The 14,683-nt window shown below is 46.8% G+C and carries 15 protein-coding genes; 14 read left to right on the forward strand and 1 reads right to left on the reverse strand.

The genetic code is table 11. From position 1 onward, the window contains the following. Positions 1–5: 5 nt before the first annotated feature. The 9 genes from ptsP (at position 6) to AC5YB3_RS17815 (ending at position 8,156) form a co-directional block, all read left to right on the forward strand. Positions 6–2,240, forward strand: a complete 2,235-nt coding sequence (gene ptsP, locus AC5YB3_RS17775) for a phosphoenolpyruvate--protein phosphotransferase (protein ID WP_494525848.1) — start codon at positions 6–8, stop codon at positions 2,238–2,240. Between the two features lie 59 nt (positions 2,241–2,299). Beyond that, positions 2,300–3,100, forward strand: a complete 801-nt coding sequence (locus AC5YB3_RS17780) for a sulfite exporter TauE/SafE family protein (protein ID WP_006080764.1) — start codon at positions 2,300–2,302, stop codon at positions 3,098–3,100. 42 nt (positions 3,101–3,142) lie between these two features. Further along, the gene (gene lgt / locus AC5YB3_RS17785) at positions 3,143–3,952 is read left to right on the forward strand and encodes a prolipoprotein diacylglyceryl transferase (RefSeq protein WP_006080765.1); all 810 of its coding nucleotides are present in this window, start codon (positions 3,143–3,145) and stop codon (positions 3,950–3,952) included. After that, complete coding sequence (gene thyA / locus AC5YB3_RS17790) at positions 3,949–4,743, forward strand: thymidylate synthase (RefSeq protein ID WP_494525849.1); 795 nt, start codon at positions 3,949–3,951, stop codon at positions 4,741–4,743. Before lgt ends, thyA begins: the two co-directional genes overlap by 4 nt. A 117-nt stretch (positions 4,744–4,860) precedes the next feature. Continuing rightward, positions 4,861–6,030 (forward strand): Na+/H+ antiporter NhaA, encoded by a 1,170-nt coding sequence (gene nhaA / locus AC5YB3_RS17795; RefSeq protein WP_494525850.1) that lies wholly within the window; start codon positions 4,861–4,863, stop codon positions 6,028–6,030. A gap of 2 nt (positions 6,031–6,032) precedes the next feature. Then, positions 6,033–6,419 carry a hypothetical protein gene (locus AC5YB3_RS17800; protein ID WP_494525851.1) on the forward strand — a complete coding sequence of 129 codons (387 nt, stop codon included), beginning with the start codon at positions 6,033–6,035 and terminating at the stop codon, positions 6,417–6,419. A 73-nt stretch (positions 6,420–6,492) separates the two neighbouring features. Continuing rightward, the gene (gene nhaR, locus AC5YB3_RS17805; RefSeq protein WP_063884532.1) at positions 6,493–7,401 is read left to right on the forward strand and encodes a transcriptional activator NhaR; all 909 of its coding nucleotides are present in this window, start codon (positions 6,493–6,495) and stop codon (positions 7,399–7,401) included. Between the two features lie 85 nt (positions 7,402–7,486). Further along, positions 7,487–7,735: an FAD assembly factor SdhE gene (locus AC5YB3_RS17810; protein ID WP_006080770.1), complete on the forward strand. Its 249-nt coding sequence runs from the start codon at positions 7,487–7,489 to the stop codon at positions 7,733–7,735. Continuing rightward, positions 7,716–8,156: a protein YgfX gene (locus tag AC5YB3_RS17815; RefSeq protein WP_494525852.1), complete on the forward strand. Its 441-nt coding sequence runs from the start codon at positions 7,716–7,718 to the stop codon at positions 8,154–8,156. The genes AC5YB3_RS17810 and AC5YB3_RS17815 overlap by 20 nt, the downstream gene beginning before the upstream one ends. A gap of 60 nt (positions 8,157–8,216) precedes the next feature. Here the strand turns inward: AC5YB3_RS17815 and nadB are convergent, their stop codons facing one another. Further along, positions 8,217–9,830, reverse strand: coding sequence for an L-aspartate oxidase (gene nadB / locus AC5YB3_RS17820; RefSeq protein ID WP_006080772.1), 1,614 nt, complete (start codon positions 9,828–9,830; stop codon positions 8,217–8,219). Between the two features lie 190 nt (positions 9,831–10,020). Between nadB and rpoE the strand changes: the two genes are divergently transcribed. The 5 genes from rpoE (at position 10,021) to lepA (ending at position 14,653) form a co-directional block, all read left to right on the forward strand. Then, positions 10,021–10,599, forward strand: coding sequence for an RNA polymerase sigma factor RpoE (rpoE, locus tag AC5YB3_RS17825; protein WP_006080773.1), 579 nt, complete (start codon positions 10,021–10,023; stop codon positions 10,597–10,599). A 41-nt stretch (positions 10,600–10,640) separates the two neighbouring features. Then, positions 10,641–11,267 carry a sigma-E factor negative regulatory protein gene (locus tag AC5YB3_RS17830; RefSeq protein ID WP_011846166.1) on the forward strand — a complete coding sequence of 209 codons (627 nt, stop codon included), beginning with the start codon at positions 10,641–10,643 and terminating at the stop codon, positions 11,265–11,267. 12 nt (positions 11,268–11,279) lie between these two features. After that, positions 11,280–12,212 carry a MucB/RseB C-terminal domain-containing protein gene (locus AC5YB3_RS17835; protein ID WP_259523619.1) on the forward strand — a complete coding sequence of 311 codons (933 nt, stop codon included), beginning with the start codon at positions 11,280–11,282 and terminating at the stop codon, positions 12,210–12,212. Positions 12,213–12,222: 10 nt separating this feature from the next. Beyond that, complete coding sequence (locus AC5YB3_RS17840; protein WP_427613663.1) at positions 12,223–12,696, forward strand: SoxR reducing system RseC family protein; 474 nt, start codon at positions 12,223–12,225, stop codon at positions 12,694–12,696. 166 nt (positions 12,697–12,862) lie between these two features. Next, positions 12,863–14,653: a translation elongation factor 4 gene (gene lepA, locus AC5YB3_RS17845; protein WP_006080777.1), complete on the forward strand. Its 1,791-nt coding sequence runs from the start codon at positions 12,863–12,865 to the stop codon at positions 14,651–14,653. Positions 14,654–14,683: the final 30 nt, after the last annotated feature.

Genomic DNA, 14,683 nt, shown 5'->3' on the forward strand with positions numbered 1-14,683 from the left:
AAACAGTGTTAAATACGCTTAGGGATATTACTCAGGCTGTGGCATCTGCCCACAGTTTGGAAACCGCATTAGAAGTCTTAGTCTCATCGACTAAAGCGGCGATGGAAACCCAATGTTGCTCCATCTATATCCTAGAAGAGCAAGAACTGGTGTTATCTGCAACCGATGGTCTTGAAAAAAGCGCCGTTGGTCGGGTACGTATGCCACTGACCGAAGGTTTAGTGGGACTTGCTGCCCAGCGAGAAGAGGCCGTTAACCTAGCGGATGCGCGGCTTCACCCCAGATTTAAACTTTTCCCTGAAGTTGCCGAAGAAGAATACCGTGCCTTTTTAGCTGTACCTATCATCTACCAGAAAGCCGTGGTCGGGGTGATAGTGGTACAGCAGGCGAGTGCCCGTCAATTCAGTGAAGGCGAAGAAGCCTTCCTGATGACGCTCGCCGCCCAGTTAGCGATGGCGGTGCGCGGTTTAAAACAAAAAGCTCAAGTCAGTTCCCACCACCAACAAATTCTATTTCAAGGTACGTCGGCGTCAAACGGTATCGCCATTGCCTATGCTTTTGTGCTTGGTGGAGAAATTTCCCTTGAGCAGCCCGACGTGCGCTCTGATGATATTGCCTATGAATCGAGCCGTTTAACAACGGCTATGGTGCGCTGTAAAGAAGCGATTGGCGCTTTGTCTCAGCGGTTTGACCGCGAGCAAGATGACGAAGTCGTCTCTATTTTCAATGCATTACAGCTATTACTTGATGACGCCAGTTTAGGCGGCGAGTATGCCCGTGAGGTGCAATTAGGTTGGGCCGCTGAATCGGCGGTAAGCCGAGTGTCCTTGCGTTATATTCAGCAATTTTTGGCGATGGAAGATCCTTATCTTAAGGAGCGGGCAAGCGATATCCGCGACTTAGGCCAAAAAGTATTGCGCCAGCTGATTGAGCCAGAGCGTTTAGAGCTTGAACCCGATAAACCTGTCATTTTAATTACCCGCGAAGCCGATGCGACTATGCTGGCTGAGTTCCCAAGGCAGAAACTTGCGGGGATTGTCACTGAGCTTGGCGGCGTAAACTCCCATGCCGCTATTTTAGCCCGCGCCTTAGGTGTGCCGGCCATTACCGGTGTAGAACAACTGTTATCCGCCAATATTGATCAAAAACTCTTAGTGGTGAACGCCAGCCGTGGCCAGCTATTGGTGTCGCCTTCCCCTGCGATTGTTGGTGAGTATCGCAGCTTAATTTCGGCGCAAAAAGCGCTGCAACGCCAGTATGCTCAAGAATTAGCACTGCCTTCTGTTACCTTAGATGGCTCACGTATTCGTTTGTATTTAAATGCGGGCTTACTCAGCGGCGTGGCCTCTGAAATTGCCGAAGGCGCCGACGGGATTGGACTGTATCGCACCGAAATTCCTTTTATGCTGCAACAACGTTTCCCGAGTGAATCTGAGCAAGTGAAAGTGTATCAACAGGTCTTGTCGGCGGCGTCTGGTCGACCTGTGGTGATGCGCACTTTGGATGTTGGCGGTGATAAACCTTTGCCGTATTTCCCGATTAAAGAAGATAATCCTTTCCTTGGTTGGCGTGGGATCCGTTTGTCGCTGGATCATCCTGAGCTATTTTTGGTGCAGTTACGGGCCATGTTGCAGGCAGGTGGCGATGGTAAGCAATTAAGTATTTTACTGCCCATGGTCAGTAACTTAGATGAAATCGATCAATCCTTAGAATATCTGCAGCAAGCATATGTCGAACTTAAAAACGATGTAAACAGCAACATAGTGATGCCACGCATCGGCATTATGCTTGAAGTGCCGGCTATGTTGTATCAATTGGATGATGTGGCAAAACGGGTGGATTTCGTCTCCGTTGGCAGTAATGACTTAACCCAGTATTTGCTTGCGGTTGACCGTAACAATCCGCGGGTGAGCTCGTTATTTGACAGTTATCATCCTGGGATACTGCGGGCTTTGCATCAGGCTCACTTAGACTGTCGATATCACAAGCTCGATATCAGTATTTGTGGCGAGTTAGCGGGCGAGCCTATGGGCGCCATTTTGTTGGTGGCTATGGGATACGATCAATTGAGTATGAATCAGGGCAGTTTAGCGCGGATCAATTATCTATTGCGCCGTGTCGCACGGGCCGATTTAGATCAATTGCTCGCTCAAGCCTTGAGCCTATCAAACGGCTTTCAAGTGCGCGAGCTGGTTAAAGAATATTTAAACCAGCAAGGTCTCTCAACAATTCTTAATTAACTAATGTCGTCTTTTGCTTTAAGCTAAGGCCCTCAATTTATCACGCTGTAGGTACTCGTGTGGATAGTTTGTTGTCGGTGTTTTTTATTTGCTTAGCTTTAGGCGCATTTGTCGGCTTTATGGCAGGGTTATTAGGTATCGGTGGCGGCTTGATTGTAGTGCCTGCACTGCTCTATATTCTGCCCTCGGTCGGTATTAGTTCTGCTCAGTTACCCCATATTGCGATTGCCACTTCGCTGGCGGCCATTATTCTCACTTCTATCTCATCGACGCGAGCGCACCATAAGCGTGGAAATATTCCTTGGGATTTATTTAAGACGATGTTGCCTGGGATTATTCTTGGAGCATTAACCTCAGGTTTTATTGCCGAACGTATCTCCGCTGCCGCTTTGCAGCAGGGCTTTGCGATATTTGTGGTGTTGATGTCGATTCAGATGGCGTATCCCTTTAAAGCTGAATCGAATCGTGAGCTACCCAGCGCGCCGATATTATTTGTTGTGGCCGCGTTAGTTGCGATGATCGCAGGACTGATGGGCATAGGCGGCGGGGTATTGTTAGTGCCGTTTTTAACCTTCTTTGGCTTGCAGATGCGTTACGCCGTTGGGTTTTCGGCGGCGACGGGTTTGTTGATCTCCCTATCGGGCAGTTTAGGCTATATCATCGCGGGCTTTAATGCGCCCGAGTTGCCCTACGGTACCTTAGGTTTTATCTATTTACCCGCCTTGTTTGGTTTAGTGATCACTTCTGTCCTGATGGCGCCTGTGGGCGTAAAAGCGGCGAGCACTTGGCCAACATCGGTACTTAAAAAGATATTTGCACTGTTACTTCTGTGTGTCGGCCTTAAGTTAATTCTGACCTAGTTTTTATGTTTACCTCTGTTTGAGGCTGCTAATGGATGTGTTATGGCGTTGAGTTTCCCCAATATCGATCCCGTGATCGTATCATTTGGACCCTTTAATCTGTTTGGACAAACCTTTGAACCTGCGCTGCGTTGGTATGGTTTTACCTATTTAGTCGGATTTGTCGCGGCAATGTGGTTGTTGAACCGTCAAGCCGACCGCTCAAAGGGAGTATGGTCGCGGGAGCAAGTTTCAGATTTACTCTTTTATGGTTTTCTTGGGGTGATATTGGGCGGGCGTGTCGGTTATGTGCTTTTTTATCATTTCGATTATTTCCTCGCCAGCCCTATGTATTTGTTTAAAATCTCCGAAGGCGGCATGTCCTTCCACGGCGGTTTGATGGGCGTGATTGCGGCGATGATTTATATCGCCTGGAAACAAAAGCGCACCTTCTTTGCGGTCGCCGATATGGTGGCACCTGTGGTGCCTATCGGTTTAGGCGCAGGGCGTATTGGTAACTTTATTAATGGTGAACTCTGGGGCCGAACCACAGACGTGCCATGGGGCATGGTGTTTCCAACAGGAGGCCCCGAACCGCGTCATCCTTCCCAGTTGTACCAATTTGCACTTGAAGGTGTGGCGCTATTCCTATTACTTTACTGGTTTAGTAAACGTACCGATAAAGTCGGTGCCGTCTCTGGTATGTTCTTAGTTGGTTACGGTATTTTCCGTATTATGGTTGAAACGGTGAGACAACCCGATGCACAGTTGGGACTCTACTGGGGATTGATGACTATGGGGCAGATACTGTCTATCCCTATGGTGTTAATCGGTTTGTACTTGATTTTTCGTAAGCAAGGTAAGCAGCAATGAAACAGTATTTAGACTTAATGAAGCACATCTTAGCCGAAGGTGTGGATAAATCGGATCGCACTGGTACGGGGACTCGCTCAGTATTTGGCTATCAAATGCGCTTCGATTTGAGCAAAGGTTTTCCTTTGGTAAGCACCAAGAAATGCCACATGCGCTCTATCATCCACGAATTGCTGTGGTTCCTGAAGGGTGAAACTAACGTTGCCTATTTACGCGAAAACAAGGTTAGCATTTGGGATGAATGGGCCGATGACAATGGCGATTTAGGACCGGTTTATGGTGCCCAGTGGCGCAGCTGGCCAACCCAGAGTGGCGATGCTATCGATCAGATTTCACAAGTTATTGCCCAGATAAAATCTCAGCCTGATTCTCGCCGCCTTATCGTTTCTGCGTGGAACGTGGGCGAGTTGGATAAAATGGCCTTGGCGCCGTGCCATGCGTTTTTCCAGTTTTATGTGGCTGATGGCAAATTATCTTGTCAGCTGTACCAGCGCAGCTGTGATGTGTTCCTTGGTTTGCCATTTAACATTGCCAGTTATGCTTTGTTAACTATGATGGTGGCCCAGCAATGTGACTTGGCCTTAGGTGATTTTGTGTGGACGGGTGGCGATACCCATTTATATTCAAACCATATGGAACAAACGGCATTGCAGTTAAGCCGTGAGCCAATGCCGCTACCAACCATGACGATTTTACGTAGACCTGAATCAATTTTTGATTATAAATTCGACGATTTCGAGCTAACAAACTACGCTCCACATCCCCATATCAAAGCACCTGTCGCCGTGTAACGTGCATTTTTTCGACTAATACCTCGGAATAACCGAGGTGTTAGGTCGAAACTTACGATTATATTTGTTGTTACAATTCGTCTACACTCAATTCATTATGATTTTTAGGAGTGCACGATGGAAAAAGCAATTAGAAATTTTCTGAGCCAAGAATCGGCTGGCGGTATCCTATTATTGGTTGCTGTTGCCTTAGCTATGCTGATGGCCAATTCCCCTTTATCTGGACTTTATCAAGGCTTTTTAGGCACTGATGTACAAGTTAAAATTGGCGAGCTCGATATTCATAAGCCGTTAATTCTGTGGATCAACGATGGCCTGATGGCCGTATTCTTTTTGCTTATTGGTTTAGAAGTTAAACGTGAGTTACTCGAAGGCGCCTTATCGAGTGTAGCTCAAGCCTCTCTGCCTACCTTTGCAGCCATTGGCGGCATGTTAGTCCCTGCTGGGGTGTACTTACTGTTTAACTATGGCGATCCGGTCACACAAGCGGGCTGGGCGATTCCTGCCGCGACGGATATTGCGTTTGCTTTAGGTATTATGGCGCTGCTTGGGAGCCGCGTTCCCGTTTCACTGAAAGTCTTCTTACTTGCTTTAGCGATTATCGATGACTTAGGTGTCATAGTGATTATCGCGCTGTTCTACAGCACCGACCTATCAACCATCAGTTTAGTGATTGCCAGTTTAGCGATTGCGGGCTTGGTTGGGTTAAACCGCAAAGGGGTCACCTCACTTTTGCCCTATGGCATTTTAGGATTAATCCTTTGGGTCGCCGTACTTAAGTCTGGAGTGCATGCGACTCTGGCTGGCGTCATCATCGCTTTCTGCATTCCATTACGGGCAAAGGATGGCAGCTCACCTTCAGAAGGCTTAGAGCACAGTTTGCACCCTTGGAGCACCTTCTTCATTCTGCCAGTGTTCGCTTTCGCTAATGCGGGTGTTTATGTCGGCAATATGAATTTGGAGACGTTAATTTCTCCGGTACCTGTCGGTATTGCACTGGGCCTGATGTTAGGTAAGCCCATTGGTGTGATGGTGTTTAGCTATATTGCGGTGAAACTTAAATTGGCTCAGTTACCCGATGGCGTAGGTTGGAAGCAAATTGCCCCAGTCGCGGCCATGTGCGGTATTGGTTTTACTATGTCTATGTTTATTGCGTCGTTAGCCTTTGAACATGCAGACCCTATGTACGGTGACTTAGCACGCCTAGGAACCTTAATCGGTTCGATTATGGCGGCGTTAGTCGGGTATTTCTGGTTATCAAATGTGTTACCTAATAAAGGAGTATAACTATGATAAATTTGAAATTAATGGGAATGGCAACACTCTTATGTCTATCGACAACCGCGACGGCATCGCAAATATCGGCCTGTAATCAGGATGCGAACTCTCAGACTTGCCAAAGCTATCTTGAAGGGATAGTCGATGGCGCTCTGATGTTTAAATCTGATTCCTTAGGGGCGAGATTAGAAACCAATGGTTATGAATCAAGGGCGCTTAAATATCGCGGCGGTAAACGTTTCCAAGAGGCGAATCGGACCTATTGTGCTGAACGTATCCCTGAACGTCATGTTTTAGTGTCAGGTGTCACTGAAGCGGTAAGTCTGGGTAATGCGACTGATTTGGAGCAATTACAAGGCATAGTTACTAACTTGCTTGATTGCCAGCGTTTGCAATAAACTGATTTAAAAAAATAGATTTATAATCCCTCTGCGCCTTGGGCGTATGAGGGACGATTCACAACGGATGAGCATGCTGCACTTGAATTACAACCACCTGTATTATTTTTGGATGATTAAGAAAAAGGGCTCGGTTGCTAAGGCTGCCGAAGCCCTCTGTTTAACGCCGCAAACGATAACGGGGCAAATCCGTGCCCTAGAAGACAGGTTGAATGGCAGTTTATTCAAGCGAGTAGGGCGGACACTGGAAGCAACTGAGCTAGGTGAGTTAGTATTTCGCTACGCCGATAAGATGTTTAGTCTTAGCTATGAAATGCTCGATTTACTTAACTATCAAAAAGATGATGCCATGCTTTTCGAAGTGGGTATCGCCGATGCTTTGTCTAAAGCCTTAGTCAGCCGTGTCTTGTTATCCGTCGTCCCCAATGACAGTTCTATGCATTTAGCTTGCTATGAGGCGACCCACGAAAGCTTGATGGCGCGTTTGCGTGAGCATAAACTGGATATGATCCTCTCCGATTGCGCCGGTGAATCATTGAAGTATCCCGAAATCTTATCTAAAAAATTGGGCGAGTGTGGTGTGAGTTTTTTCTCCGCTGATACTTATAGTGCTGATTTCCCCGCCTGTTTAGAGCAAGGCCAGCTATTAATTCCTGGCCGCAGAACCTCACTTGGACAGCAGTTATATCGCTGGTTTGACGAGCAAAATCTTAAAGTCAGTATCTTGGGTGAGTTCGACGATGCGGCCATGATGAAGGCCTTTGGTTACCTTAAACGGGGGATATTTGTCACGCCGTCGATTTATCGCCAAGAAGTGATTTCCCATGGGATGAATTTGCTCGGTGAAACCACGGATGTGAAAGAGGAATACCATGTGATGTTTGCCGAACGTATGATCCAACATCCTGCGGTAAAGCGCTTGTTGGACACAGATTTTAGCGATCTCTTTGCGGGACGCGATATGCAAGTAAAACAATGCTAATTTTGTGAGCCAATGTGAAGGGTTAATCGACACTTTAGTCACTGAACTGATAGACTAATGCCAAATCTGTGTTGGGAGAAATACCTTGGAATTAATGAACATCGCAAGGGTTCGCTGGGCATGTCGCCGCGGGATGCTGGAATTAGACGTTTTGTTTCAACCTTTTGTTGAAAATTTCTATCAAGAAATGTCCGATGAAGATAAAACCGTGTTTATCCGTTTGTTGGAATGTGAAGATCCCGAATTGTTTGCTTGGTTTATGGGCCATGAAGTGTGCCCTGATGCTGAGCTTGCGCGCATGGTAGTGAAAGTCCGTGGAAGACCGGCACCATAGTTTCAGCGTAAAAGCCTCCTTCGACCAACGACTCTCGTTGGTCGTTTTTATTTGTGTCTGTTCTAGCTCATTTCTGCTCTGGCCTCAAAGCGACAATCTCGCCTTATCACTGCTTAAATATCTGTTTATCCTGCTAGTTTGTATTTTCTTGCTGTCGCAGTTGTGGCGACTGCAGCATTGGCGTTTAGATTTTTTGCTTAGTGTTAAAGGCGAGGGACGTTTGTCAACGGGTGAGCACTTTCAGGTATTAAAGCGAACTTGGGTGACACCCTTTGTTTGCTTGATGTATATCGAAGTGGATACTCAGTTGCGGCTCTTGATGGTTTGGGCGGATATGTTAGACGATACTGACTATCGACATTTATGTCGGTTGCTGCTGCGGGCTAAAATACAACAGACTAAACCTCATACCGAGGTTTAGTCTGTTTTTCATTAAGTCACATAAGAACTTAAGTACATAAGAGCCTAAGAACTTAAGCTGTTACTTTTCTGGTAGTAATATTGTCGGGCGCGGCGCGTCTAATTTCTCTGGGTGATCGATATTAAAATGCAGACCACGGCTTTCTTTACGCTCCATGGCACAGCGAATAATCAACTCGGCCACTTGCACTAAGTTACGTAATTCGAGCAAGTTATTGCTGACTCTGAAGTTACTGTAATACTCCTGAATTTCTTGCTGTAACATCAGGCAGCGACGCAGAGCGCGTTCCAGACGTTTATCCGAGCGCACGATCCCAACGTAGTCCCACATGAATAACCGCAGTTCGTGCCAGTTATGGGCGATGACCACTTCTTCGTCCGAGTTAGAGACTTTGCTTTCATCCCATGCGGGAATTTGTCCCGGCATTTGAATTTTATACAGCTGGCTCTCTATATCATGTGACGCCGCACGGGCAAACACTAAACATTCGAGTAGAGAGTTACTCGCCAGACGATTCGCGCCATGTAAGCCCGTATAGGCCACTTCACCAATGGCATAGAGGCCATTGAGATCGGTTTGACCGTGCATATCTGTCATCACACCACCGCAGGTATAGTGCGCGGCAGGGACCACAGGGATTGCATCTTTAGTGATATCAATTCCCAGCTCTAAGCAACGGCTATAGATGGTCGGGAAATGCTTCATCACAAAGTCAGCATCTTTATGGCTGATATCCAGATACACGCAATCGGCACCGAGTCGTTTCATCTCATAGTCGATGGCACGGGCAACGATGTCACGGGGGGCGAGTTCAGCGCGTTCATCAAAGTCCGGCATAAAACGGCTGCCATCTGGACGACGCAGGTACGCACCTTCACCACGCAGGGCTTCAGTGAGTAAGAAGTTGCGCGCATCGGCATGGTACAAACATGTTGGATGGAATTGGTTGAACTCCATATTCGCCACGCGGCAACCTGCACGCCATGCCATGGCAATACCATCGCCGCTAGCGACATCGGGGTTTGAAGTATATTGATAAACCTTAGAGCTACCGCCGGTCGCTAACGCAACAAACTTGGCCTTAACGGTTTCGACGTGTTCTTCGTTGCGATTCCACACATAAGCGCCTAACACACGATTACCTGGGCGATTTAACTTACGGGTGGTGATGAGGTCGATGGCGTTATAGCGTTCTAAAACTTGAATGTTGGGGTGGGCGAGTGCGCGTTCTTGTAGCGTCGTTTGCACTTCTTTGCCTGTGGCATCGGCAGCGTGCAGAATACGTCTGTGGCTATGGCCGCCTTCACGGGTTAAATGGTAAGGTGCGTCTTTTGCATTACCGTCAGTGGTTTCTTCTTTATCGAAGGCGACGCCACATTCGATAAGCCATTGCATCGCACTCTTAGCATTTTCAGCGGTAAAAGTGACGACGTCTTTGTCGCATAAACCCGCACCTGCGATTAATGTGTCTGCTACATGGGATTCGATAGTGTCACTTTCGTCGAAGACGGAGGCGATACCGCCCTGGGCGTAGTAAGTCGACCCTTCCGAGAGTGGGCCTTTTGAAAGCAGAATTACTTTTGCTTTTTCAGCAAGATGCAAAGCTAGTGTCAGACCTGCGGCACCGCTACCTATGACTAATATGTCAGATTGGTGTTCAACTACTTGTTTCATCGGGTATCATGATGTGACTGAAGAGTGCCAACTATGGTAAACCAACTCACGGATTATGGGTACTTTCCTTTTAACCTTACTTTTTTTGTATATTTTTTAGAACTTTTTCAAAGTACGCGAGTCTACATAAGTGAATATGATTCGAGCGACTGAGAAATCAGCATTTTAGATTTAGGAGAAGTCGGCTCGGATGAGTGGACAATTAAGTGATCAACAATTAGTTGAGCGCGTACAACAAGGTGATAAAAACGCTTTTAACCTGTTAGTGCTTAAATATCAAAGTAAAGTCATTAGCTTGATATCCCGTTATGTACGGAACCAAGCGGACGTTGCCGATGTAGCACAGGAAGCGTTTATCAAAGCTTATCGAGCTTTGCCAAACTTTCGCGGTGAAAGTGCATTTTATACTTGGTTGTACCGCATCGCAGTAAACACTGCGAAGAATTATCTCGTATCACAGGGGCGCAGAACGCCCGCTAATGATGTTGATGCAGAAGATGCCGAATATTATGAAGGCAGTGACGCGCTGAAGGAGTTCGCCTCCCCAGAACGGCTATTGTTATCGGAAGAAATCAAAAAAGTGATTTTCGATACCTTAGAAACGCTGCCAGAAGAATTACGAATGGCCATCTCGTTGCGTGAACTTGATGGAATGAGTTACGAAGATATTGCCATAGTCATGGATTGCCCCGTAGGGACCGTAAGATCGCGTATCTTCCGAGCTCGAGAGGCTATCGATAAAAAGCTCCAGCCGTTGCTGGAAGCCTAAATTCTTATTTTAAGAAACCCTTATATTTAGACAGGTGAAAAATGGATAAATTAGGTCAAGAATGGGTATCTGCCGCAGTCGATGGAGAGACTGATGCGCAGACCATGGCAGAGTTATCTGCTGATACACATTCACATGATAAATGGCATAACTATCATATGATAGGCGATGCCATGCGTGGCGAGTTGCCGCAGAATATTGTGTTAGATCTCTCTGCTAGCATTGCCGCCGCCATTGAGCTTGAGCCAGCGATAGTTGCGCCTAAGCATCATGCGTCTAACGTTGCTGCACCTGTAACCCCGCAAATTGCCGCCAATGCGCAGCAAAACCGCGTCGTACCTCTGTTTAAGCAATTTGGCCAATATGCCATTGCTGCCACGGTTGCCATGTTTGCGATTGTCGGTGTGCAGAATTACAATCAGAGCGCCGATGATGCCGCGTCACCTTCGCCCGTATTGATTACCAGACCGCTCATTGGTAGCGCATCACCTGTGAGCCTACAAACGGGTCCAGTTCAACAGAATCAAGGTTATACCAATGATCAGGTGAACGAGCAGCGTCGCCGAATTAATACTTATATTCAAGATCATATGTTGCAACAACGATTGAATACCGGTGCGGTTGTAGAGGACAATACCGAGGTAGTACCCGTTCCGGTCAATCAATAACGAGGAGTTAGCTTGCGTCTAATCCTGTTGGCTTTATTAGCCTTGGTCTTTCCTGCGATAGCGCAGGAAGATATGCCTGCCAAAGTCTGGCTCGAGAAAATGAGTCAGGCCTTACGAGAGAAAGAGTTTAAAGCATCGATTATTCAACTTCAGGCCGATCATATTCGGCCTTTGGTTTACCTGCACGGTAAAGTGAATAATCAAGAAGTAGCCTTTCTAGAATACCTTAACGGTCCACCTAAAAATGCTGTGCGTGTCGGCAATCGTGTCACTTTTATTGAGCACGACGAGCCTGCATACAGTATTGTTTCTAATCATATTCAAGGTGTTTGGCCTGCCGCTTTTTCTGCCAATATGGCGGATTTAGAAGTGGGTTATCAGTTTGTGCTTGGTGGTCGCACCCGTATTGCTGGGCGCCCGGGGCAAATGATCCGCCTGTTGCCCAATGATGAATTCCGTTATGGCTTTCAAATTTGGCTTGATATGGAAACTTATCTGCCGCTGCGATACGACATGCTGACTCAAGATAAGCAATTGCTTGAGCAGATCATGGTGATTGAACTCATCGAATTCAGCGAGCCGCCAGCCATTTTGCAAGAAGCCTATAAACAAGAATGGCCGGCAGTTATCGATCAAGCCGAGCGCCAAGACGGTCAAAACTGGCAATTCGCTTGGTTACCTGCAGGTTTTACTGTGGTCGTGCGTGATCACCATAGATTGATTGGCAGCCATGAGGCGGTGGAATACATAGCACTGACCGATGGACTCGCTAATATTTCAGTTTATGTGGCGCGGGCGGGGACAAGTCCATTGCCTGAAGAATTAATCACCCGAAATGGCTTGTCGTTAGTCTCAGAAAAAGTGGGTAATGCCGAAGTGGTTGCTGTGGGTAAAGTGCCGACAGAAACCCTAACACGCATTGCTAAAAGTCTGACGCTAGAATAGGACGCCGATTATGATGGAAGAAATTGCTCGAGTCGTCGCCAGTGATAGCCAAGGCTGGTTGACGGTTGAAGTCGAACTTAAGAGTACCTGCAAGAGCTGCAGTAACAGTGAGTCTTGCGGGACTTCTGCTGTGGCTCAGGCTTTTTCCTCGAAAACCCAGCAATTTTCGATTCAGAGTGACCGCCGCTGCGAGGCGGGTGAGTTACTCAAACTAGGACTTCCCGAGAGCGTGATCCTCAAAGCAGCGGCATTAATCTATTTAATGCCGCTGTTTGGTTTGTTTGTTGGCGCGGCGTTAGGCCAATTTTTAGGCCAGTTGCTTGAGTTTAATCATAACCTAGGTGCCATGGGCTTTGCGGCCGTTGGTGCCTTGCTTGCGTGGTCTTTTGGTAAGCAACAGGCCAAACGCTTAGAAGTCGATGCTCAACCTGTGATTTTGGCCTATTTGGGCATGAGCATCAATTTACAAGAATTAGCTCAATAATTTCAATATGTTATTATTTATCAAATAACAGCTAACTGCGGTTTTGGGCGTTGTTTTATCGGTCTGTCCTAAGTAGGAGTGAATGTGATTGGTATTGAAACCGCAATCAGGTACAATTTCGCTCCTTTGAACCGTATCCATTTTCAGTATTAGTCATTGCAGCATAATGAAACAAATTAGAAACTTCTCAATTATTGCCCATATCGACCATGGTAAATCGACGCTATCAGATCGTCTTATTCAGGTTTGTGGCGGTTTAACCGACCGTGAAATGGATGCTCAAGTTTTAGATTCTATGGATCTAGAACGTGAGCGTGGTATTACGATTAAGGCACAAAGTGTCACTTTGGATTACAAAGCCAAAGATGGCCTTGTCTATCAACTCAACTTTATTGATACCCCAGGTCACGTTGACTTCTCCTATGAGGTCTCGCGCTCATTAGCAGCCTGTGAAGGCGCTTTGCTGGTGGTTGATGCGGGTCAGGGCGTTGAAGCTCAGACACTGGCAAACTGTTACACCGCGCTGGATATGAATCTAGATGTGGTACCTATTTTAAACAAGATTGACTTACCACAAGCCGATCCAGAACGTGTTGCTGCCGAGATTGAAGATATCGTCGGTATCGATGCCATGGATGCTGTGCGTTGTTCGGCTAAAACCGGTGTCGGTGTCGACGAGGTTTTAGAAGTCATTGTTGCCAAAATTCCACCGCCAGAAGGCGATCCTAACGCACCATTGCAAGCCTTGATCATCGATTCTTGGTTTGATAACTACCTAGGCGTAGTGTCTTTAGTGCGAATTAAACACGGTAGCCTGAAAAAAGGTGACAAGTTTAAGGTGATGTCTACAGGACAAAACCACACTGCGGATCGCGTCGGTATTTTCACCCCAAAACAAACTGATAAAACCGAACTTAAAACCGGTGAAGTAGGCTTTGTGATTGCGGGTCTGAAGGAAATTCACGGCGCGCCTGTGGGCGATACATTAACTTTAGCCAAAAACGGTGCTGAAAAGCCGTTACCTGGTTTTAAGAAAGTGAAGCCTCAGGTATACGCTGGCGTATTCCCGATTTCTACTGACGAATATGAAAACTTCCGTGATGCGCTGAATAAGCTCAGCCTGAACGATGCGTCATTATTCTTCGAACCAGAAAGTTCATCGGCACTCGGTTTTGGTTTCCGCATTGGCTATTTAGGCCTGCTGCACATGGAAATCGTCCAAGAGCGTTTAGAGCGTGAATACAACCTAGAGTTGATCACCACAGCGCCAACCGTAGTGTACGAAGTCGTGATGACCAGCGGCGAAACGATTTATGTCGATAACCCGTCTGATCTACCAGCGATTAACAACATCGAAGAAATGCGTGAGCCGATTGTTGAGGCCAACATTTTAGTGCCAAAAGAATACTTAGGTAACGTGATTACCTTGTGTATTGAAAAACGTGGCACGCAAGTGAACATGGTTTACCACGGTAACCAAGTGGCTGTGACGTATCATCTGCCAATGGCGGAAGTGGTCATGGACTTCTTCGACCGTTTGAAATCCACTAGCCGTGGCTATGCATCACTCGAATATAACTTTATTCGTTTCGATCCCGCTGACATGGTGCGTTTAGATATTCTCATCAACGGCGACAGAGTCGATGCCTTGGCTATGGTTATCCATAGATCTAACATTCGTCACCGTGGTTTAGCCTTAGTCGATAAGATGAAAGAGCTGATCCCGCGTCAGATGTTTGATATCGCGATTCAAGCGGCTGTGGGCAGTCAAATTATTGCTCGTTCAACCGTGAAAGCCTTGCGTAAAGACGTAACGGCTAAATGTTATGGCGGCGACGTTTCTCGTAAGAAAAAACTCTTAAATAAACAAAAAGAGGGTAAGAAACGGATGAAGCAAGTGGGTAACGTTGAGGTGCCACAGGAGGCATTCTTAGCGGTACTTAAGCTAAACGAGTAATCGTTAGCATAAAAAATGACCATTTAGTTG

The organism is Shewanella sp. 1311 (assembly GCF_059338235.1).